This window comes from Pseudomonas sp. SMV71 (assembly GCF_052042015.1).
Classification (GTDB): Bacteria; Pseudomonadota; Gammaproteobacteria; order Pseudomonadales; family Pseudomonadaceae; genus Aquipseudomonas.
Map to the genome: position 1 here is coordinate 43,204 of NZ_JBKGGU010000019.1, position 21,306 is coordinate 64,509.

Sequence of the window (21,306 nt, forward strand, 5' to 3'; positions counted from 1 at the left end):
GCACGACCGGGAGAACCCATGGCTGCAGGACTGAAACGGATGCTGGCGGTCGGGCTGCTGGCGGTGTGCGGGCCGTTATGGGCGGCGCAGAAGGTTAATCTGGATTATCACGTGCAACTGTTGCCGCAGAGCGACCAGGCCGAAGTGCGGCTGACCCTGGCCCGGGGTTCGGCCGTGCGCAGCCTGGATTTCGACCTCGGCGATGGCAGCCGCTACAGCGACTTCAAGGCCGACGGCCAATGGCAGCTCACCCCCGGCCAGCAGGCGCGAGGGGTCTGGCGTCCGACAGCCGACACGGCCAGCCTGAGCTACCGGGTGCGCATCAGTCATGAACGTAAGAGCGGTACCTTCGAAACCCGCATGACCCCGACCTGGGCCCTGTTGCGGGGTGACGACCTGGTGCCGTCGGCCAGACTCGACCAGCAGGACGGCGTCGAATTGGTGGCCCGCCTGGAAGTTGAATTGCCCAGCGGTTGGAAGAGCATCGAGACCCCCTGGCCGCGCATCGGTAAGCAGCGTTTTCGCATCGACAACCCCTCGCGCCTGTTCGACCGCCCGACCGGCTGGATGCTCGCCGGTAAGCTCGGCAGCCGTCGCACACGCCTGGGCGAGACCGAAGTCACCGTGGCCTCGCCCCAAGGCCAGGGCATGCGCCGGATGGATGTACTGACGCTGCTGACGTTTGTCTGGCCGCAGGTGCAAGCGGTGCTGCCACGTCATCCCTCCAAGCTGCTGATTGTCGGTGCGGGCGACCCGCTGTGGCGTGGCGCCCAGTCCGGGCATGACTCGATCTACCTGCACAGCCGCCCACCGCTGGTCAGCGAGCGGGGCAGCAGCCCGTTGTTGCGCGAGTTGGTGCAGGTGTTGGCGCGGGTCAATGACCATGATCGCAGCGACTGGATCAGCGAAGGCCTGACCGAGTACTACGCCATCGAACTGCTGCGCCGCGCCGGGGGCATGAGCGATGAGCGCTATCAGGCCTTGAACGAGCGGCTGGCCCGGGACAGTAAAGACGTCACCACCTTGCGCGGCGAGCAACTGAGCCCCGCGATGGTGGCCAAGGCGGTGTTGCTGCTTCAGGAACTGGACCGCGAGATCCGCCTGAAAACCCGCAACAAGCGTTCGCTGGATGATGTATTGCAAGGGGCGATGCGGCTGGAGACGGTGGATACCAAGGAATTCGTGCAACTCAGTGAAAATGTGCTGGATGGCAGTTCCACGGTGCTGGATACCCGGTTACTCCAGTAATACCGCCATCGCGAGCAGGCTCGCTCCCACAGGGGATCTGGTAACCCGGAATCTGTGTCGGACGCGATCAATGTGGGAGCGGGCTTGCCCGCGAAGGCGGTGGGACAGTCAACCTTTTCGTCGGCTGACACTACGCTTTCGCGAGCAAGCCCGCTCCTACAAGGGTTCTGTGGAGCGCCCAGATTCCGGATTCACCAAAAAACTGTGGGAGCGAGCCTGCTCGCGATGAGGCCATCAGCCCCGGCGCAAGAGATCAGAGCCCGACTTTCGGCGAAACCAGCGAATCGTTGCCTGTCACCGTCGCTGTCCCCGTGGCGGCCTCGGCGTTGGCCTTCATGCGGCTCAGTTCATCGCCAGCCTGTTCGATCCGGGCGCGGGCGTTGTGGAGGCTCTGACGGTTTTTTTCCAGCAGACTCTTGGCCGAGCAATGCCCGGTGATGCCCCGCGCCAGTGCCATGCCACCGATGGCCAGTTGCGCCAGACCGATAACACCGCCACGGCGCAAGCCTTTGCCCATCATCAGCACACCACCTGCCAGCGAGCCGAAGCGTTCCCAGCCATGCACATTCTTTGGCGGATGAGATTGGAAAGGGGTGCGCTCAATCGGCTCGAACGGATTGTTATCGCTCATGATCTGTCTCCAGTGTGAGATTGGTATAAAGCTGACTGTCCGAGCGATTGCCTTGTTCAATCGGATTTCACACCGATCAGCGGAATTGCGGCCCCGAACGGGTGTTGTTGCCCTTGGCCATGCGGTCATAGAGCACGACGTTGACCGTAGCGGCCAGGTTCATGCAACCGTGGGTGGGGATGTACACCACGTCTTCGCACCAGTCGCGGATTTCCTTGTCCAGCGAGCCGTCTTCGGGGCCGAAGATGTACAGCGCCCGGTCGGGGTGGGTGTATTCGGGCAACGGACGGGCACCCTCCACCAATTCCACGGCCACCGGCACGCAGCCCAGGGGCAGGATCTTCTTCAGGTCGTCGATGCCGATCAGCGGGATGTCGTAATGGACTTTCTTGGTATCGGTGACGAAGTCGGCGGCGCGCTCATAGCGCTTGCCGGTGTAGAACACCGACGCCACGCCGTAGCAACCGGCGGCACGCATGACCGAGCCGACGTTTTCCGGTGACTTGGGGTTGAACAGACCGATGCAGCTGTAGCGTTTGTTGGCCACGGGCGGGGTGCCTTTGGGGAAAAGGCGCGATTATACGGGGAATGGGGCAGGGTGGTCAGTTTGTAGATTGATGGTGGCTGCTCGATCGCATTCGCGAGCAAGCCCGCTCTCACAGGGGATGTGTGTTGCTCCAAAAAACCTGTGGCGAGGGAGCTTGCTCCCGCTGGACTGCGCAGCAGTCCCTTTCTAAAGCGGGGGTCGCTTCGCCACCCAGCGGGAGCAAGCTCCCTCGCCACAAAAGACTGCTATTCGTCAGGCGGCTACTCGTCTTTCTTCATCAACCCAGCCAACGCCGCAAACGGGTTGTGGGTCGCCTTGGCGATTTTCGGGGTGCTCAGCGAGCCATCGCCGAAGTATTGCTGGTCGGTGTAGCGCGAGTGCTCGTTGTCGTGGCAGTACAGGCACAACAGTTCCCAGTTGGAACCGTCCTGTGGGTTGTTGTCGTGGTTATGGTCGCGGTGGTGGACGGTCAGTTCGCTCAAGCGCTTGCCGGAAAATTCGCGGGCGCAGCGGCCGCAGACATGCGGGTACATTTTCAGGGCTTTGTCGCGGTAGCCCATTTCCCGGTCGCGCTGGGCATCGGCGAGGATACGGTCCAGCTTGGCGGTGTTGGACGGTGGCGTTGACGAACTCATGGGTTCACCTTTGTAGAAAAGACTGATGACGGTTGCGCAGAGTTTAGCTCAGCCCTTGAGCTTCTCGGCAATCCAGATGGTGTGGCGGGTGCCTTTGTTGCCGTGGGCGAACACTTGCACCTCCTCGGCCTTGAAACCGGCTTTTTTCAGTTTGTCGGAAAACTGCCGGTCGGCACTGGCCGACCACACCGCCAGCACACCCTTGGGCCGCAAGGCCTTGGCGCAGGCGGCCAGGCCTGCGGCCGAATACAGCCAACTGTTGGCTTTCTGGGTCAGGCCTTCGGGGCCGTTGTCGACATCGAGCATGATCGCGTCGAACCCTTGGGGCTCGGTTTGCAGGACCTTGGCCACGTCTTCCATACGAATCACGGTGCGTGGGTCCGACAGCGGCCGTCCGGCCTTTTCGCCCAAGGGGCCGCGATTCCACTCCACCACGCCGGGGACCAGCTCGGCCACCACCACTTCGGCGTTCTTGCCCAGATGCTTGAGGGCGGAGGCCAGCGTAAAGCCCATGCCGAGGCCGCCGATCAGCACTCGTGAACCGGGCCGTCCGGCAACCTTGCGGCAGGGAATCTCCGCCAGGGCGTCTTCGGAGCCGTGCATGCGGGTGTTCATCAATTGCCCGCCGTCACCGCCCTGGATCTTGATGACGAAATCTTCGCCGTACTCGAACAGGCACAGGGCGCCGCTATTGTCAGGGATGGGTGTGGTGTCGAGCAGGACAAAACGTTTCATGGAAGTCTCATGAAGAAGGGCGAACCAGCGCGGTTAGGACTAGCCTGAAGGTAGACAGAGCCACGGAGCCATTGATGAAGTGCACCATTCTAACGGCCATTGTCCTGACGACGCTCTCGTTAAGTGACGCACAGGCCCAGGAGCCGACGATTCCGGTCAATCCACCGAGCGTCCCCGGTTCGCCCGGCACCGCTACCCCCATGCCATACCCGCCGGTCATTCCCAACGGCGTGCCGAAGGCCGGCCCCGGTAGCGCCGGGCCGCCATTGTTGCCACCGATTGAAATGCCCAGGCCGCCGAGGGATCAGCCGATACCGGGGATGGAGCCGCAAGCGCCGAAAGTCAAGTCGCCGGGTGGATGAGTCAAGGTGGATGCAAACCCTTGTGGGAGCGAGCCTGCTCGCGATAGCGGTGTGTCAGTCAACATGGATACTGGCTGATCGACCGCCATCGCGAGCAGGCTCGCTCCCACAAGGGATGTAGTGTTCCCAGGGGCTGCGGTGCTGTGGTCAAACCTGCTGCGACAGTAGCTGCCCATCGGCCATGCGCAGGCGTTTGGACAGGGAAACGGCGAGGGCGCGGATGATCTTGGCGGCGACCTTGGGCGCGTCGTTGAGCATTTTCTCCAATGAGTCCTTGCCCAGGTTCAGCAATTGGCAGTTGCTCGCGGCAATGCAACTGGCCGAGCGCCGCTCGCCGTCGAGCACCGCCATTTCGCCGAACGCCCGGCCGCTGCGCAGGGTGGCGATGGTCACGGGTTGGCCGTCGGGGCCGGTTTTCTGTACGGCCACTTGCCCTGTGTGAATGATGCACATGAAGCTGCCGGCATCGCCCTCGCGAAAGATCGCTTCACCCTCGGCAATGGCGCTGATGCTGAAATAGCCCGACGCAGCGGCGAAGTCGACGGGCAGCAATTGGTCGAACAGACCGCAGTCCATCAGCCAGTCGCGGATTTCTTTATTCAGTAAGGTCGGTTCTGACATGTCGTCACGGTCTTTTTTGTTGTGGCTGTTGCGGTTTCGGGGTGCTTGGATGTCCTGCGATACCCCTGTGGGAGCGAGCTTGCCCGCGAGGGTGGTATGTCAATCGACATTGATATTGACTGACCCGACGCTATCGCGAGCAAGTTCGCTCCCACAATGAAGCTGGGCGTGTATCAAAGTCTGAGCATGGAGCTAAGACTCCTACGCCCCACAGAGTTCCTCACCCCAACCCCAAAACCTTCAGCACGAACGCATATTCGAGCGCTACGTCACGCAATCCCTGGTAACGCCCGCTCATGCCGCCGTGGCCAGCCCCCAGTTCGGTCTTGAGCAACAGGGGGTTGTCATCGGTCTTGGTGGCGCGCAGTTTCGCCACCCACTTGGCCGCTTCCCAGTACTGTACGCGGCTGTCGTTGTAGCCGGCGATGACCAGCAGCGCCGGATACGCCTGGGCCTTGACGTTTTCGTACGGAGCGTAGGCCCGGATCCGATCATAAACGTCTGGCTCCTGCGGGTTGCCCCATTCGTCGTATTCGGTGACGGTCAGGGGCAGGTCCGGGTCGAGCATGGTGTTGAGCACATCGACGAACGGCACCTCGGCTATCGCCACCTTGAACAGTTCCGGGCGTTGATTGAGCACTGCACCGATCAACAGGCCACCGGCGCTGCCGCCGCTGATTGCCAGTCGATCGGCGCTGGTGAAACCGTTGGTGATCAGATGTTCGGCGCAGGCGATGAAGTCGCTGAAGGTGTTGGGCTTGTGCTCCTGCTTGCCGGCGCGGTACCAGGCTTCACCCAGTTCACCGCCACCGCGCACGTGGGCGATGGCAAACGCCACGCCGCGATCGAGCAGGCTCAGCCGCGCATGGGAGAACCACGGGTCAAGGCTCTCGCCATAAGCACCATAGCCGTACAGGTACAGCGGCACCGGCTGACCGAGGGCTTCACGCTTGACCACCAGGCTGATGGGCACTTGCGTGCCGTCCGCAGCCGTTGCCCACAGCCGCTGGCTGACGTAGGCATCGGCGTCGAACGGCCCCAGCACCGGGGTTTGCTTGAGCACAACCTGTTCGCCACTGGCTAGGTCCAGCTGGCGGATCTGCGCCGGGCGGTTCAAGGCTTCATAGCGCAGGCGAATACGTTCGCTGGAAAACTCCAGGCTGTTCTGTACGTGCAGGCTGTAGGCTGCGTCCGGAAGCTGCACCCGATATTTCGGCAAATCCTGTGGGTGCACTTCGATGATCGGCAGGCCGCCTTCGCGCAGGCTCAAGGTCATGGCGCCAGCGTTCAGGCTCAGACCGTCGATCATCACGGTGTCGCTGTGAGGGATCAGGTTCTGCCAGTCGGCTTCGGTCGGCGCCACGCCGGTATCGGCCGCCTGGTACAGCGCAAAGTTGATGCCGTCGCGGTTGCTGCGGATGAACCAGGTCCACTGGCCGTCGAGCAGGCCGTGGTCGACGTCGTATTCGTGGTGCTCGACCCGTGGTGCCAGGCAGGTGAATGCCTGCTGGGGCTGCGAGGCATCCAGCACCCAGACCTCGCTGGTGGTCTTGCTGCCCAGGGACAGGATCAATTGCCGCTCGGAACTGGAGCGGTAGCAATGTAGGAAGAATCGCCCGTCCGGCTCATGGAACACTTCTTCCGCGGCCGTGCCATCGAGGCGGTAGCGCCAGAGTTTATGCGGGCGATGGGTCTCGTCCAGCTCGCCGAAGAACAGCGTCAGGCTGTCGTTGGCCCAGGTCATGCTGCCATTGCAATTCTCGAAGGACAGTTCGCTGACCTTCTCATTGGACAATTCCTTCACGAACAGCGTGTAGATCTCATCGCCCGTGGTATCCAGGCTGTAGGCCAGGCGCTGATGATCGGGGCTGATGCTGAACGCCCCGAGGGAGAAGAAGCCGCCGCCCGCCAGTGCGTTCGGGTCCAGTAGCAGCTGTTCGTGGCTCTCATCGACCGTCAGGCTGTCATCGGCCGGGCGCGGGCAACGATAATGGCGCGGGTATTCGTCACCGGCCGTGGTGCGCGTGTAATACAGGTACGGACCCCAGGGCGAGGGCAGCGACAGGTCGGTCTCGAGGATCCGGCCCTTGACTTCCTCGAACAGGGTTTCGCGCAGCGCGGCCTGGTCGGCGAGTTGCGCCTGTTGATAGTTGTTTTCCGCCTTGAGGTAATCGAGCACGGCGTCGGTGTCGCGCTCTTGCAGCCAGGCGTACGGGTCGACGCCGGGGTCCCTGCGGGCAATCGGGGCGTTGGAATCTTGGGCAGATAAGGGCATGAAAGGCTCTCGAACGTTGTACGAAAAGGGACCAGTGGCCTGTGCGGATAGTTCGCAGATAACAACCCTGGTGCCTGAAATTGGACTCGTCCACTCACGGGGCAGCCCGAGGAGCGAAAAGCCGTTACTATAAGCGCCTCTTTGCTTGCCTTGCCACGGACACCATGACCGAGAACGACTATCTGATCGCCTGGGGCCTCTACGCCTTCGCCGCTTTGGGCTGCCTGCTGGTATGGATGCGCATGACCCGCTGGATGTGGCGCTGGTTGCGCGAGCCGTTGCGGTTGCTGATGGCGGTGTTGCTGTTTTGCCCGACGATTATCGACCCGGTGAAGGATAAGTTCGCGCCCGCCGTGGCCATTGTCGCCCTGGATGTGTTGTTCAAGGTTGGCAATAACGTCTGGCGGGCGGCGTCCGACCTGCTGATGTACGGCATGATCGCCTTCGGCGTCTACCTGGTTTTCGTGCTGATCCGCCTCCCCATCGAGCGTGCTTCCAACGCGCGCAAGGAGCGCGCCGCTGCCGCCAAAGCCGCCGCCGCAGCTGATGAGCATGATGAGGCGCCGCCATTCAGCGTGGCCGGTGATGATCGCTACGGTCGCCCACCCGTGCCGAGCAATCCCCAGCGTTCGCGTATCGAACCGCGTCTGTAGCCTGGCCTGCCCTTTGAAGCGAGATTCCGAGCATGTGTGAATTATTGGGCATGAGCGCCAATGTGCCGACCGACATCGTGTTCAGCTTCACCGGGCTGATGCAGCGCGGTGGCAAGACCGGGCCGCATCGGGACGGTTGGGGCATTGCCTTCTACGAGGGCCGTGGCCTGCGCCTGTTCCAGGACCCGGCTGCGAGCAGCGAATCGGAGGTGGCGAACCTGGTGCAGCGCTATCCGATCAAGAGCGAAGTGGTGATCGGCCACATTCGCCAGGCCAACGTCGGCAAGGTCTGTTTGTCCAATACCCACCCGTTCGTACGCGAGTTGTGGGGCCGCAACTGGTGTTTCGCCCACAACGGCCAGCTCGCCGATTTTCAGCCAGGCGTCAGTTTTTACCGGCCGGTGGGCGATACCGACAGCGAGGCGGCGTTCTGTGATTTGCTCAACCGCGTGCGCCAGGCCTTCCCGGAACCGGTGGAAGTCGAGCAACTGTTGCCGACGTTGCTCCAGGCCTGCACCGAATACCGCGGCAAAGGCGTGTTCAACTGCCTGCTGAGCGACGGTGACTGGCTGTTCTGCTATTGCTCGACCAAACTTGCCCAGATCACCCGCCGTGCGCCGTTCGGCCCGGCGCGGCTCAAGGATGTGGATGTGATTGTCGATTTCCAGGCGGAAACCACGCCCAATGATGTGGTCACCGTGATCGCCACCGAACCCTTGACCGAAAACGAAACCTGGACCCGCTATGAACCGGGCCAATGGAGCCTGTGGCGACGCGGCGAATGCGTCGGCCAGGGCCGGACCGAATAAGGACGTCACGTTATGTTGCTCAGCTATCTGCGGTTGGTGTTGTTTGCGGTGGGCCTGTTGGTGGGGGTCCAGGTGCCGGGTTTCATCAACGACTACGCCAAGCGGGTCGAAGCCCACCTGATCGAGGCGCAGACCGGCCTGCAAGGGTTCCAGGGCACCGCCAACCAATTCTTCAAAGGCGACATGCAGGCCCTGGTGGCCCATTACCGCGCCAGTGAAGACCCGATCTTTCGCAGCGACGCCGACAGCCTGAACACCCTGTTGGTGCGCCAGCAGGCCCTGGACAAGCAGTTCCAGGCGATGCAGGGCCCTTGGTACATCCGCTTGCTGCAAGTGGCGCTGGCCGCCGACCCGGACATTCGCAAGGAAACCTGGAACGGCTACAGCTATCAGATCCTGCTGACCCCCGAAGCGATGATCTGGGGCATCAGCGGCGCGATGCTGCTGTCGTTCGGCCTGGAATGCCTGTTCCGTCTGATCGACTGGGTGGTGCTGGGCGGCAAGCGCCTGCGCCAGAGCCGGCCGATTGAGGAGCGGGATCTGCGCGGGCTCTGACGCTCACGCTAAAACGCTTTTTGTGGCGAGGGAGCTTGCTCCCGCTTGAGTGCGAAGCGCTCATCGCTTTTTTTGGGGCCGCTGCGCGCTGGAGCGCCAGCCCGGCCCAGCGGGAGCAAGCTCCCTCGCCACAATGGTGTTCTGGCTGAGCATCTGTTCGCCCAATCAATTTTTTCTTATGACCCGGCCCGTGTTTTATTAGTTGGACGCGTCGGCGTGCACGCTCAAGAATCGAGGCAACCGGTCTCCACGTTTGCAGCGTCGAGGCTTAGAACAATAAAACGTGGAGAACCACCATGAGTGCACCCGACACGCTCGGCGTCCCCAAGAACCAAGCCCGTTCCGGTCCGTTCGACTGGTATCGCAACATCAACCAGCAAGAGCGTCGTACCTTCTGGAGCTGCAAGATCGGCTACGCCCTGGACGGCATGGACACGCAGATGCTCAGTTTCGTGGTGCCCACCCTGATCGCGATGTGGGGCATCACCACCGGGCAGGCGGGGTTGATCCACACCAGCACCCTGATTGCGTCGGCCATTGGCGGTTGGGTAGCGGGGATTCTCTCCGACCGTATCGGTCGGGTGCGCACCTTGCAATTGACGGTGCTGTGGTTCGCGTTCTTTACCTTCCTCTGCGGTTTCGCCCAGAGCTACGAGCAATTGTTGATCGCCCGCACGTTGATGGGCTTTGGCTTCGGCGGCGAGTGGACCGCCGGTGCCGTGTTGATGGGCGAAGTGATCCGCGCCCAGGACCGTGGCAAGGCGGTGGGCATGGTGCAATCGGGTTGGGCGTTGGGCTGGGGCATGACGGCGATTCTGTATGCGCTGCTGTTCTCGGTGTTGCCGCCGGAAGACGCCTGGCGCGCCCTGTTCATCCTGGGCATTGTTCCGGCGGTGTTCGTGATTTTCGTCCGCCGGCTGGTCAAGGACCCGGAGGTCTATAACCAAGCCAAGGCCCGGCAAACCCCGAGCAACCCGGCGAAGTTCTACGAGATCTTCGCTCCCGGCATTCTCTTCACCACGATCCGCGCCTCGCTGTTGACCACTGGTGCGCTGGGCGGCTATTACGCCATCACGTCCTGGCTGCCGACCTTCTTGAAGAACGAGCGCGGCTTGAGCGTCCTGAGCACCGGTGGTTACCTGGCGATGGTGATCATCGGCTCCTACGTGGGCTACGTCATCAGCGCGTACCTGTCGGACATCCTCGGTCGCAAGAAGAACTTCGTCCTGTTCGCCGTCGGTTCGTTCACCATCGTGTTGCTGTATACCCAGGTGCCGGTGAGCAACAACGTGATGCTCTGGCTGGGCTTCCCCCTGGGCTTCTTCGCCTCGGGCATGTTCAGTGGCATGGGCTCGTTTCTCACCGAACTGTTCCCGACACGCATCCGTGGTTCAGGCCAGGGTTTCTGCTACAACATTGGCCGGGCGCTGGCGGCACTGTTCCCGCTGTTGATCGGTCTGCTGAGCCAGAAGGTCCCCCTGAGTGTCGGCATCGGGGCGTTCGCGGCGGTGTCCTACGGCGTGGTGATCCTGGCGGCGCTGAGCCTGCCGGAAACCCAGGGCAAGCAGCTCGAAGCCGAATAATCGATCACCGTGGGGCGCTGGCCCCAGGTAGTAAAAAGCACACCTACAGGAGCGTTCACCGTGAACCGCCTGCTATTGAACTGCGACATCGGCGAGAGCTTCGGCAGCTGGACCATGGGTCTGGACGCCGAGGTAATGCCCTTCATCGATTGCGCCAACATCGCCTGCGGCTTTCACGCAGGCGATCCGAGCATCATGCGCAAGACCGTCAGCCTGGCCCTGAGCCACGGCGTGCGGATCGGCGCGCACCCGGCCTATCAGGACCTGGCGGGCTTCGGTCGCCGATCCATGGCCTATGGCGCCCAGGAACTGCAAGACCTGCTGCACTACCAGATCGGCGCCCTCGACGGCATTTGCCGGGCCCAGGGCGGGCGGGTCAGCTACGTCAAGCCCCACGGTGCGATGTATAACGACATGATGGCGAACCCGGCGCAACTGCGTGCGGTGATCCAGGCGGTTGCCGCCTATGATCGGCAGATGCCACTGATGCTGATGGCAACCCGGGACAACAGCGCCGCCCAGGCCCTGGGCGACGAATATGGCCTGATCTTGTGGTTCGAAGCCTTCGCCGATCGCGCCTACGACAGCGCCGGGCACCTGGTATCGCGCCAGACGCCAGGCGCGGTGCATCACGACCCGCAGATCATCGTCGGCCAGGCCCTGACCATCGCCCGCGGCGATGCGTTGACCGCCAGCGACGGCAGCGCCTTGCACTTGAAAGCCAGTACCCTGTGTGTACACGGTGACAACGCCAGTTCGGTGGCCGCCGTGCAGCGCATCCGCGAAGCCCTGGACCAGCAGGCCGCGCCATGAACCTACGTGTGGAAGTGGTGGCGGTGGACTGCCTGATGGTGCGCCTGTTCGATGAAATCGCCGAAGCCAACATGCCGTGGATGCTCGCTGCCAGCGAGCGCCTGCGGGCAGTGTTCGCCGAACGGCTGATCGACCTGGTGCCGTCCTACACCACATTGATGGTGCATTACGATTTGCTGGCGCTGAGCCCCATGCAGGCTCGGGAATTGATTGGCGATGCGTTGAGTAACCTGTCGCCCGATGCCCGGACTACCGGCCAATGCCATGTGCTGCCGGTGTGGTACGACCCCAGTGTCGGCCCGGAACTGGCGTTGCTGTCCCGGCGCAGCGGCCTGACGGTGGAGCAGGTGATCCGTTGCCACAGCGAGCGCGAGTACCAGGTATTTGCCCTGGGCTTTGCGCCGGGCTTTGCCTTCATGGGCCTGGTGGACGAGCCACTGGCCGCCCCGCGCCTCGACACGCCACGCAAGCGCGTGGCGGCGGGCAGTGTCGGGATTGCCGAGCGCCAGACCGCGGCCTACCCGGTGGTATCGCCCGGTGGCTGGAACCTGATCGGTCGCACCCCGGCCCGTTTGTTTGACCGCGAGCGTGACGGCTACAGCCTGATGCAACCGGGCGACACGGTGCGCTTTGCCGCCGTGGACCGCGCCGAATTCATCGCCCTGGGCGGCGACGACACGCCAATGGAGGCGCAGGCATGAGCCGTTTGTTGATCGAGGCCAGCACCCCGTTGTGCCTGTTGCAGGACGCCGGCCGTTTCGGTGTCCGGCATCTGGGCGTGACCCAGGGCGGCGCGGCGGATTGGCTGTCGATGGCCTGGGCCAACTGGATGCTCGGCAATGCCCTGGACGCGGCGGTGGTGGAAATCACCCTCGGCGGTTTCACGGTAGAGGCCGAAGAGGATTGCGTACTGGCGCTGGCCGGGGCGGACCTGGGGGCGCGGATCGACGGGCAGCCGGTCGCATCGTGGCGGTTTTTCAGCCTGCGCAAAGGCCAGGTGTTGTCGCTAACCCAACCGGTACTCGGGGCACGGGCCTATCTGGCGGCCCCCGGCGGGTTTGACGCGCCTGCGGTGCTCGGCAGTCGGGCGACCGTGGTGCGGGAAGAACTCGGCGGCCTGGATGGGCAGGGCAGGGCGCTGGTTCGCGGGGAGCACTTGAGCTATCGCGGCACGGCAACGCCCCGGCCGATGCCGCAGGCACGAATTCCGGATTTCCAGCAAGGGACGCCGTTGGATCTGATCCTGGGCGCGCAGAATGGCACCTTCAGCGGACGGAGCCTGTTCGACGCATTCAACAGCGCCTGGACATTGGACAGTCGTGCCGACCGCATGGGGATCCGCCTGCTGGGCACGCCGTTGGAATACCAGGGCCCGGCGATGATTTCCGAAGGCATTCCCCTGGGCGCCGTGCAGGTGCCACCGGACGGCCAACCGATCGTGCTGCTCAATGACCGGCAGACCATCGGCGGCTATCCGCGCCTGGGCGCGCTGACGCCGCTGGCTCTGGCCCGTTTGGCGCAATGCCTGCCGGGGGCACAGGTGAGGTTGCGGCCGGTGGTGCAGGAGGTTGCGCATTGGCAGCAGGTTGAATGTCTGCAAGTGTTTTCCAAAAGCTAAAAGCTTCGCGAGCAAGCCCGCTCCCACACTGGATCTATGTCGAGCAGAAGATCCAGTGTGGGAGCGGGCTTGCTCGCGAAGAGGCCCTAAAGGGCACCAGAAATCTACTTGGAAAGGAATCGCATCCCTTCCTCCAACCCCCGCAACGTCAGCGGGTACATCCGGTCTTCCACCAGCTCGCGCACGATATTGGTCGAAGCGGTATAGCCCCAGGTGTCCTTCGGATAAGGATTGATCCAGATAAGCTTCTTGTATGTCTCCATGAAGCGCTGCATCCACACATAACCGGCTTCTTCGTTCCAATGCTCGACACTGCCGCCGGGCTGGGTGATCTCATAGGGCGCCATGGCGGCGTCGCCGATGAAGATCACTTTGTAGTCGGGACCGTACTTGTGCAGCAGATCATGGGTCGAGGTGCGCTCGGAGGTGCGGCGCAGGTTGTTCTTCCACACCGACTCATAGACAAAGTTGTGGAAGTAGAAATACTCCAGGTGCTTGAACTCGGTCTTGCAGGCCGAGAACAGTTCCTCGCAGATTTTCACATGGGCGTCCATCGAGCCGCCGATGTCGAACAGCAGCAACAACTTCACCGTGTTGCGCCGTTCCGGGCGCATCTGGATGTTCAACAGGCCGGCATCGCGGGCGGTGTGATCGATGGTGCCGTCGATGTCGAGTTCTTCTGCCGCCCCCTGGCGGGCGAACTTGCGCAGGCGGCGCAGGGCGATCTTGATGTTGCGGGTGCCCAGTTCCACCTGGTCGTCGAGGTTCTTGTACTCGCGTTGGTCCCAGACCTTCACGGCCTTGCCCTGGCGCTTGCCGGCGTCGCCGACACGGATGCCTTCAGGGTTAAAGCCGCCAGAACCGAACGGGCTGGTGCCGCCGGTGCCGATCCACTTGTTGCCGCCGGCGTGGCGTTCCTTCTGTTCTTCCAGGCGCTTCTTGAACTCTTCGATCAGCTTGTCCAGGCCGCCCAGGGATTGGATCTGCGCCCGTTCCTCATCGGTCAGCGAACGCTCGAATTCCTTGCGCAGCCAGTCCTCGGGAATCAGCGCCTGGAGGTGATCGTCGAGTTTCTCCAGGCCATTGAAGTAGGCGGCGAATGCCCGGTCGAACTTGTCGAAATGCCGCTCGTCCTTCACCAGGATCGCCCGGGACAGGTAATAGAACTCGTCCATGTCGGCGAAGACCACTCGCTGTTTCAGCGCGTTGATCAGGTCTAGCAGTTCACGCACCGACACCGGCACCTTGGCGGCGCGCATTTCATTGAACAGGTTTAGCAGCATGGCGGTTGCCCTCGCGCTGGGTGGACGAGAGGCTCAGCGCGTGCCGCGACGGCTCATGAACGCCAGGCGCTCAAGCAGTTGCACGTCCTGTTCGTTCTTGACCAAGGCACCGGCCAGCGGCGGAATGGCCTTGGTCGGATCGCGCTCGCGCAGGACCGCTTCGCCGATGTTGTCGGCCATCAGCAGCTTGAGCCAGTCCACCAGTTCGGAGGTGGAAGGCTTTTTCTTCAGGCCCGGGACCTTGCGCACGTCGAAGAACACGTCCAGCGCTTCGCTGACCAGGTCTTTCTTGATGTCCGGGTAATGCACATCGACGATTTTCTGCAGGGTGACTCGGTCCGGGAAGGCGATGTAGTGGAAGAAGCAGCGACGCAGGAAGGCGTCCGGCAGCTCTTTTTCGTTGTTGGAAGTAATGATGATGATCGGGCGCTGCTTGGCCTTGATGGTTTCATCGGTCTCGTAGACATAGAACTCCATCTTGTCGAGCTCTTGCAGCAAGTCGTTGGGGAACTCGATGTCGGCCTTGTCGATTTCGTCGATCAGCAGGATCACGCGCTCTTCGGACTCGAATGCTTCCCAGAGCTTGCCCTTCTTCAGGTAGTTGCGCACGTCATGGACCTTGTCCACCCCCAACTGCGAGTCGCGCAGGCGGCTGACCGCATCGTACTCGTACAGACCCTGGTGGGCCTTGGTGGTGGACTTGATGTGCCAGGTAATCAGGCGTGCGCCGAAAGATTGCGCCAGTTGCTCGGCCAGCATGGTCTTGCCGGTGCCCGGCTCGCCCTTGACCAGCAACGGCCGCTCCAGGGTAATGGCGGCGTTCACGGCCAGCTTCAGGTCATCGGTGGCCACGTAGGCGCTGGTGCCTTCGAACTTCATCTGCAATTTCCTCGAACGTGTCGCCGGCCCGATGAGGTGGGCGCGCGAAATAAATGTCGTGCCCGACTATAACGCGGCGCCGCGCCGCCTGTGAACGCAGACGCTGTATTCAGTCTCTGAATGGAGCGTCAGATGTTGACTAGGTCTAGGCCGCGACCACTGAACAATGGGTCGCAATGCAGTAGCGGCCATGACCCGCTTTTGTGACGAGGGAGCTTGCTCCCGCTCGGCAGGGCTGGCGTTCCAGGGCGCAGCGCTCGCAGGTTTTGGGGTCGCTGCGCAACCCAGCGGGAGCAAGCTCCCTCGCCACAGGGATGGCGGTGCTCAGGAGTGAGCAGTACGGTCGCTAATCCTTGGAAGGCGGCGGCTGCTCGTAGCGCGCATTGAACGCCTGGACGAAGCCATTACGCAGGATCTGCAGGAAGGCTTCGAAGGCGCTGATGTTCTGTTGATGCACGTTGCCGCTGAGCTCCACCCGGGTAGCGAACTGGTTCTTGCGCTGGTTCTTGAGGGCCGTTTCCCCGGTGCCGACCAACGCCTCCCAGACCGAACGGAAGATGTTCTTTTTCTCGTTTTCCACGTCCTGCTGCCAGTCGAACACGTCCACATCGCGCAACAGTGGCTTGATGTAGCCGCTGAGCCGGGCATTGTCGGCCTGGGCTTCGATCACGAGGTCGCCATGGCCGGCGTTGAAGTCGAATTTGCCATAGGCCGCGGCAAAGTCGTTCAGGCGCTTGAGCTCGATATTCCTGGCCCGCAGGCGAAAGTCGAAATCCTCGAAATTGCTCAGCGGATCGAAGGTTGCCTGTACTTCCAGCGGCGCGTGTTCGGCTACCAGCGCCTTGCCCTCGAAGCGGGCGTCGCGCTTGCCTTCGGTGTCCACTACGTTGGTCAGGTTATAGAAGCTGGCGTTGACCTCGGTGGCCCGCAGGTTGACCGGTGGCTGTGAGTTGAAGTTGCGAAAGGTGATCTTGCCGTCGCGAATTCGCACTTCGTTGAGGGTGATGGGCAGCAGCTTGCTGAGTTGCTCGCGCCAATTGGTGCCCTGACCGGTCTGAGAGTTCTGACGGTTGGGGCCGCCATCGACGAAGTTCACTTCGGGGCGGGCGAATTCGGCTTCGGCCACCACGGCATGGTCGTACCACAGCGAGTGCCAACTGACGGACAGGTCGATCAGCGGCGCGTCGACGAACGGCACCGGGACCTTGCCGTCGACCTTGACGATTTTCAGGCCATTGATCCGATAGGCCCCGCGCCACAGCGCCAGGTCCACGTCGGTGACCTGGCCGCGGTAATCGCCCATGTCGGCCAGTTTGTCGTTCAAGTAGTCGCGCACCAGGTAGGGCAAAGTGAAATGCAGGGCCACCAGCACCGCGACGATGGCGGCGAGCGTCCACAGTGGCCAGCTGTATCGGCGTTTCATGTCAGCACTCCCAGCGTTGTTAATGCCATTGACTGTTGGAGCAACCGGAACGTTCGGTGCAACTGGACGCACTCGGGCAACAGGCATACCTTTAGGCGCTAAATTCCTGCTGAATCAAGGACCCCAGCCATGAGCCGCATATTCGCTGACAACGCCCATTCCATCGGTAATACGCCGTTGGTGCAGATCAACCGCATTGCCCCACGCGGCGTGACCATCCTGGCGAAGATCGAAGGGCGCAATCCGGGTTATTCGGTAAAGTGCCGGATCGGCGCGAACATGATCTGGGACGCGGAAAGCTCGGGCCGGCTCAAGCCGGGCATGACGATTGTCGAACCGACCTCGGGCAACACCGGCATCGGCCTGGCGTTTGTCGCCGCCGCCCGTGGCTACAAGCTGATGCTGACTATGCCTTCATCCATGAGCATCGAGCGGCGCAAGGTGCTCAAGGCCCTGGGCGCGGAGCTGGTGCTCACCGAACCGGCCCAGGGCATGAAAGGCGCCATCGAAAAAGCCGCTGAAATCCTTGCCAGCGACCCGTCCAAATACTTCATGCCGCAGCAGTTCGAAAACCCGGCGAACCCGGCGATCCACGAAAAGACCACCGGCCCGGAAATCTGGAACGACACCGACGGCGCGGTGGACGTACTGGTCGCGGGCGTAGGCACTGGCGGAACGATTACCGGGGTATCGCGGTATATCAAGAACACTTGCGGCAAGCCGATCCTGTCGGTGGCGGTGGAGCCGGAGACCTCGCCGGTGATTACCCAGGCGCTGGCAGGGCAGGAGATCAAGCCCAGCCCACACAAGATCCAGGGGATCGGCGCCGGGTTCGTGCCGAAGAACCTGGACCTGTCGATGGTCGATCAGGTCGAGCGGGTCACGGATGAGGAATCCAAGGCCATGGCCCTGCGGCTGATGCAGGAGGAGGGCATCCTTTGCGGCATTTCCTGTGGCGCAGCCATGGCGGTGGCCGCACGTCTGGCGGAAAAGCCGGAAATGCAAGGCAAGACCATCGTAGTGATCCTGCCGGATTCGGGCGAGCGGTACTTGTCGAGCATGTTGTTCAGTGATTTGTTTACCGAGCAGGAGATCCAGCAGTAACAACGGGCTCACCGCGAGGGTGGATGAACATCATTGTGGCGAGGGAGCTTGCTCCCGCTCGACTGCGAAGCAGGCGCCTGCAGTCTTGGGGCAATTATCGCAGTGGGGGTGCTGCGCGCCCCAGCGGGAGCAAGCTCCCTCGCCACAAAAGCCGCTTCAGGTTTGAGCCACGGTGTTGGATCGGTGTCAGCCAAGGGTCAGGCCAGGGGTGTCATGAATGTCATTGTTGCGCATCCCTCAACAATGAATATTACGCCGGGCGGTTCCTTACGCTGCCGACGATCTATACCATGACCGGCCGCTGCGCTGGCCCGATGGCATTGCGTTAGTTGTTTTCTGACAAGGAGTTCCAAATGACTTTTTCGTTTGTCGCCAAGGCCTCGGTGCTGCTGTTGTTTCTCGGCAGCACGCTGTACGTGCATCTGCGCGGTAAGGCGCGTTTGCCGGTCTTGCGCCAATTCGTCAATCATTCAGCGTTGTTCGCTCCTTATAACGCCTTGATGTACCTGTTCTCCGGCGTACCTTCCAAACCCTACCTGGATCGCAGCAAGTTTCCCGAACTGGATGTGCTCAAGGATAACTGGCAGGTCATCCGCGACGAGGCCATGCACCTGTTCGACGAGGGGTACATCCGCGCTGCGGAGAAGAACAACGATGCCGGTTTCGGTTCGTTTTTCAAGAAAGGCTGGAAGCGTTTCTACCTCAAGTGGTACGACAAACCGCTGCCCTCCGCCGAGCTGCTCTGCCCGAAAACCGTCGAGCTGGTGAGCGCGATTCCCAATGTGAAAGGCGCGATGTTTGCGCTGTTGCCCGGCGGCAGCCACCTGAACCCCCATCGCGATCCGTTCGCCGGTTCCCTGCGTTATCACCTGGGGCTGTCCACACCCAACTCCGAAGACTGCCGCATCTTTGTCGACGGTCAGGTCTATGCCTGGCGCGACGGTGAAGACGTGATGTTCGACGAGACCTACGTGCACTGGGTGAAGAACGAAACCCCGCAGACCCGGGTGATCCTGTTCTGCGACGTCGAACGGCCACTGAGCAACCGCCTGATGACCCGCGTCAATCGCGCCATCAGCGCTTTCCTCGGCCGCGCCACCGCGCCGCAGAACCTGGATGACGAACGCGTCGGTGGGATCAACCAGGCCTATGCCTGGAGCAAGTCGTTCAGCGACGCCTTTAGCGGCCGGGTCAAGCAGTTCAAGCGCAAGCACCCCAAGGCGTACCGGGTGATGCGGCCGGTGCTGGCGGTGCTGGTGCTCACGGCGCTTGGCTATTGGTTGTTCGGTTAAGGGTTGCGCAATACTTCGGGCGCTGGTTATAGTCAGCGCTCGTCGGGTTCTCGAACCCACCTTCCCAAGAGATCGGCTCATGCCTGTATCCCCTGTCATCGCGGTTGTGGTTCCAGCGTTCAACGCTGGCGTCGTGCCGTGCGGGAATCAGCAGCCTGTGCAGATCGGTCAATACCCTCCACCTGTCAGTAGCCCGGTATACGGCGTCGTATCACCGCCGGGTGTTGGCGTTCAGGGCTGATCGGCAACGGTTGCCATCCCCTGTGCCTGCCTGAAAAAAACGACTGGACTTCAGCCTCGGCTGAGTTGGCTTTTGCCTGACTACAGGTGGTATTCATGTTTTCCCTATCCAAGAACGCCTTATTGGCGGCGGCCTCCACGAGCCTGTTCGTCCTGCTGTGGAGCAGCGGGGCAATCTTTTCCAAACTGGGCCTGGCCCACGCTTCGCCTTTTGCTTTTCTGCTGATGCGGTTTGCCATCGCACTGTGTGCCTTGGTGCTCTTGATCCCGGTGTTCAGGTTCAAGCTGCCCAAGGCCGGCAAGCCGATGATCTATGCCACGATCACGGGGTTAGTGCTGTTGGGGGCCTATCAGATTTTCTATCTGTTGGCCCTGCAGATGAACGTCACCCCCGGCGTGATGGCGACCCTGATGGGCGTGCAACCGATCCTCACCGTGGTGCTCATGGAACGTCAGCGTTCCTGGCAGCGTCTGTTCGGCCTGGCGCTCGGGCTGGTCGGGTTGGTCATGGTGGTCTACCAGGGCATCGGGTTGGCTGGGATGTCCTTGACGGGAATGCTGTGCGGGTTGCTGGCACTGGTGTCCATGACCGCAGGTTCGATCATGCAGAAACGCATTACCGATAATCCCCTCGGCACGCTGCCGGTGCAGTATCTGGCCGGGCTTTTACTGTGCGCCGTGTTCGCGCCTTTCCAGCCATTGCATTTCGAGAGCAACGCCGGCTTCATCGTGCCGGTATTGTGGATGGGGCTGGTGGTATCGGTGCTGGCGACGTTGCTGCTGTACCGGTTGATTGCACGGGGCAACCTGGTGAACGTCACCAGCCTGTTCTATCTGGTGCCGGCAGTGACGGCGGTCATGGATTACCTGGTGTTCGGCAACCGGCTGGCACTGTTGAGCTGGCTGGGTATGCTGCTGATCATCGTCGGGCTGGTATTTGTGTTTCGTAAAAGCGGCTGATCGATAGATCGTCGGTGCCGTAGGACCGCTATCGCGAGCAAGCTCGCTCCCACAAGGATCACCTGACCCCTGTGGGAGCGAGCCTGCTCGCGATGGCATTTTCAGCCGCAGCGATGACCTACCGACCAGTCCCCTCAGCCGGCTTCACCGCCCCAGGCTTCAGCACCAACCACAACGCCGCCGCTATCAACACCCCGCCATACAAATGCGCCATCCCCAGCGGCTCATCCAGCAGCAAAGCCCCCCACAACACGCCGAATGGCGGAATCAGAAAGGTCACGGTCATCGACTTCACCGGGCCGATGGAACTGAGCAGGCGGAAGTAAAGAATGTAGGCCAACGCCGTGCACACCAGCCCCAACCCCAGCAGCGACCACCAGACACTCCAGCCGCCCCAGCTGGCCGGTGGCTGGCTGATGACGCTGTAGCCGAACAGCGGCAGCAAGAACACCGTGGCGCCGAACATGCTACCCAGGGTCGAGAGACGGCTGTCCAACCCTCCTTGATGATCGAGCCAGCGACGGGTGAGGAAACCGGCGAAGCCGTAGCAGGCGGTGGCGACCAAGCAGGCGAGGGCGCCCATCAGCAGTTGCAGGTCGAAGGCCACCGGGCCGGCGCCGGTCAGGATGCCGACACCGAGCAGTCCGAGAAACACGCCACTGAGCTTGGCCGCGGTGAGTTTTTCGCTGAAGAACAACCCGCCGATCAGCACGCCCATGAGCGGTGTCGTCGCGTTGAAAATCGCCGAGTAGCCGGCCGGCAGCACCTGGGCCGCCACCGAGTAGAACGTGGCCGGAATGCCGGAGTTGATCAGGCCCAGCGCCATCACCACTTTCAGCTTGCCGCGAAAATTGAAGTCGATGCGCATCAGGGCCAGGATCACCAGCAGCCCGACAAAGGCGATGGACACCCTGAAAAACGCGGTGGGAATCGTGCCAATGACCGGGGCGATGATGCGCATGAACAGGAAGCTCGCGCCCCAGATGGCGGCCAGGGACAGCAGACGCAGGAAGTCGACGGGGTTCACGGGGCATTCCTTG

22 protein-coding genes are annotated in these 21,306 nt (G+C 62.1%); 12 read left to right on the top strand and 10 right to left on the bottom strand.

Annotated features, from left to right (window positions below):
* Nucleotides 1-18: 18 nt before the first annotated feature.
* Entirely contained in the window at nucleotides 19-1,248 is a 1,230-nt protein-coding gene (locus ACLEJQ_RS19445; protein ID WP_440797559.1) for a hypothetical protein, read from the top strand.
* A 253-nt stretch (nucleotides 1,249-1,501) separates the two neighbouring features.
* Here the strand turns inward: ACLEJQ_RS19445 and ACLEJQ_RS19450 are convergent, their stop codons facing one another.
* The 4 genes from ACLEJQ_RS19450 to ACLEJQ_RS19465 form a co-directional block, all read right to left on the bottom strand.
* Nucleotides 1,502-1,879: a YgaP family membrane protein gene (locus ACLEJQ_RS19450; RefSeq protein WP_440797561.1), complete on the bottom strand. Its 378-nt coding sequence runs from the start codon at nucleotides 1,877-1,879 to the stop codon at nucleotides 1,502-1,504.
* Nucleotides 1,880-1,955: 76 nt separating this feature from the next.
* Nucleotides 1,956-2,426, bottom strand: coding sequence for an RNA methyltransferase (locus tag ACLEJQ_RS19455; protein WP_440797563.1), 471 nt, complete (start codon nucleotides 2,424-2,426; stop codon nucleotides 1,956-1,958).
* A 260-nt stretch (nucleotides 2,427-2,686) separates the two neighbouring features.
* A complete protein-coding gene (locus ACLEJQ_RS19460; RefSeq protein WP_003184246.1) occupies nucleotides 2,687-3,061 on the bottom strand; it encodes a YajD family HNH nuclease in 375 nt (124 codons plus the stop codon).
* 48 nt (nucleotides 3,062-3,109) lie between these two features.
* Nucleotides 3,110-3,796 (bottom strand): hypothetical protein, encoded by a 687-nt coding sequence (locus ACLEJQ_RS19465; protein ID WP_440797565.1) that lies wholly within the window; start codon nucleotides 3,794-3,796, stop codon nucleotides 3,110-3,112.
* A gap of 74 nt (nucleotides 3,797-3,870) precedes the next feature.
* On the opposite strand from ACLEJQ_RS19465, the gene ACLEJQ_RS19470 reads away from it, so the two are divergent.
* Complete coding sequence (locus tag ACLEJQ_RS19470) at nucleotides 3,871-4,158, top strand: hypothetical protein (protein ID WP_440797567.1); 288 nt, start codon at nucleotides 3,871-3,873, stop codon at nucleotides 4,156-4,158.
* A 147-nt stretch (nucleotides 4,159-4,305) separates the two neighbouring features.
* On the opposite strand, the gene ACLEJQ_RS19475 is transcribed toward ACLEJQ_RS19470, so the two are convergent.
* The gene (locus ACLEJQ_RS19475; protein ID WP_440797569.1) at nucleotides 4,306-4,779 is read right to left on the bottom strand and encodes a cyclic nucleotide-binding domain-containing protein; all 474 of its coding nucleotides are present in this window, start codon (nucleotides 4,777-4,779) and stop codon (nucleotides 4,306-4,308) included.
* A 220-nt stretch (nucleotides 4,780-4,999) separates the two neighbouring features.
* The gene (locus ACLEJQ_RS19480) at nucleotides 5,000-7,054 is read right to left on the bottom strand and encodes a S9 family peptidase (protein ID WP_440797571.1); all 2,055 of its coding nucleotides are present in this window, start codon (nucleotides 7,052-7,054) and stop codon (nucleotides 5,000-5,002) included.
* 164 nt (nucleotides 7,055-7,218) lie between these two features.
* On the opposite strand from ACLEJQ_RS19480, the gene ACLEJQ_RS19485 reads away from it, so the two are divergent.
* From ACLEJQ_RS19485 to ACLEJQ_RS19515, 7 genes are all read left to right on the top strand, one after another.
* Nucleotides 7,219-7,707 carry an MFS transporter gene (locus tag ACLEJQ_RS19485; RefSeq protein ID WP_440797573.1) on the top strand — a complete coding sequence of 163 codons (489 nt, stop codon included), beginning with the start codon at nucleotides 7,219-7,221 and terminating at the stop codon, nucleotides 7,705-7,707.
* Nucleotides 7,708-7,739: 32 nt separating this feature from the next.
* Nucleotides 7,740-8,516 carry a class II glutamine amidotransferase gene (locus tag ACLEJQ_RS19490; RefSeq protein WP_440797575.1) on the top strand — a complete coding sequence of 259 codons (777 nt, stop codon included), beginning with the start codon at nucleotides 7,740-7,742 and terminating at the stop codon, nucleotides 8,514-8,516.
* A gap of 12 nt (nucleotides 8,517-8,528) precedes the next feature.
* On the top strand, nucleotides 8,529-9,071 hold the full coding sequence (locus ACLEJQ_RS19495; RefSeq protein WP_003184238.1) for a DUF2937 family protein: 543 nt from the start codon (nucleotides 8,529-8,531) through the stop codon (nucleotides 9,069-9,071).
* A 296-nt stretch (nucleotides 9,072-9,367) separates the two neighbouring features.
* Entirely contained in the window at nucleotides 9,368-10,654 is a 1,287-nt protein-coding gene (locus ACLEJQ_RS19500) for an MFS transporter (RefSeq protein WP_440797577.1), read from the top strand.
* 60 nt (nucleotides 10,655-10,714) lie between these two features.
* A complete protein-coding gene (locus ACLEJQ_RS19505) occupies nucleotides 10,715-11,467 on the top strand; it encodes a 5-oxoprolinase subunit PxpA (RefSeq protein ID WP_440797579.1) in 753 nt (250 codons plus the stop codon).
* On the top strand, nucleotides 11,464-12,168 hold the full coding sequence (pxpB, locus tag ACLEJQ_RS19510) for a 5-oxoprolinase subunit PxpB (protein WP_440797581.1): 705 nt from the start codon (nucleotides 11,464-11,466) through the stop codon (nucleotides 12,166-12,168). The genes ACLEJQ_RS19505 and pxpB overlap by 4 nt, the downstream gene beginning before the upstream one ends.
* On the top strand, nucleotides 12,165-13,085 hold the full coding sequence (locus tag ACLEJQ_RS19515) for a biotin-dependent carboxyltransferase family protein (RefSeq protein WP_440797583.1): 921 nt from the start codon (nucleotides 12,165-12,167) through the stop codon (nucleotides 13,083-13,085). Before pxpB ends, ACLEJQ_RS19515 begins: the two co-directional genes overlap by 4 nt.
* A 104-nt stretch (nucleotides 13,086-13,189) precedes the next feature.
* On the opposite strand, the gene ACLEJQ_RS19520 is transcribed toward ACLEJQ_RS19515, so the two are convergent.
* The 3 genes from ACLEJQ_RS19520 to ACLEJQ_RS19530 form a co-directional block, all read right to left on the bottom strand.
* On the bottom strand, nucleotides 13,190-14,368 hold the full coding sequence (locus ACLEJQ_RS19520; protein ID WP_440797585.1) for a vWA domain-containing protein: 1,179 nt from the start codon (nucleotides 14,366-14,368) through the stop codon (nucleotides 13,190-13,192).
* A gap of 33 nt (nucleotides 14,369-14,401) precedes the next feature.
* Entirely contained in the window at nucleotides 14,402-15,247 is an 846-nt protein-coding gene (locus ACLEJQ_RS19525) for an AAA family ATPase (RefSeq protein WP_024780422.1), read from the bottom strand.
* A gap of 346 nt (nucleotides 15,248-15,593) precedes the next feature.
* Entirely contained in the window at nucleotides 15,594-16,670 is a 1,077-nt protein-coding gene (locus tag ACLEJQ_RS19530; protein WP_440797588.1) for a DUF748 domain-containing protein, read from the bottom strand.
* A gap of 129 nt (nucleotides 16,671-16,799) precedes the next feature.
* On the opposite strand from ACLEJQ_RS19530, the gene cysK reads away from it, so the two are divergent.
* From cysK to ACLEJQ_RS19545, 3 genes are all read left to right on the top strand, one after another.
* Nucleotides 16,800-17,774, top strand: a complete 975-nt coding sequence (gene cysK, locus ACLEJQ_RS19535) for a cysteine synthase A (RefSeq protein ID WP_440797590.1) — start codon at nucleotides 16,800-16,802, stop codon at nucleotides 17,772-17,774.
* Between the two features lie 353 nt (nucleotides 17,775-18,127).
* Entirely contained in the window at nucleotides 18,128-19,066 is a 939-nt protein-coding gene (locus ACLEJQ_RS19540) for an aspartyl/asparaginyl beta-hydroxylase domain-containing protein (RefSeq protein WP_440797592.1), read from the top strand.
* Between the two features lie 336 nt (nucleotides 19,067-19,402).
* A complete protein-coding gene (locus tag ACLEJQ_RS19545) occupies nucleotides 19,403-20,266 on the top strand; it encodes a DMT family transporter (protein WP_440797594.1) in 864 nt (287 codons plus the stop codon).
* A gap of 118 nt (nucleotides 20,267-20,384) precedes the next feature.
* On the opposite strand, the gene ACLEJQ_RS19550 is transcribed toward ACLEJQ_RS19545, so the two are convergent.
* Complete coding sequence (locus ACLEJQ_RS19550) at nucleotides 20,385-21,293, bottom strand: DMT family transporter (protein WP_440797596.1); 909 nt, start codon at nucleotides 21,291-21,293, stop codon at nucleotides 20,385-20,387.
* Nucleotides 21,294-21,306: the final 13 nt, after the last annotated feature.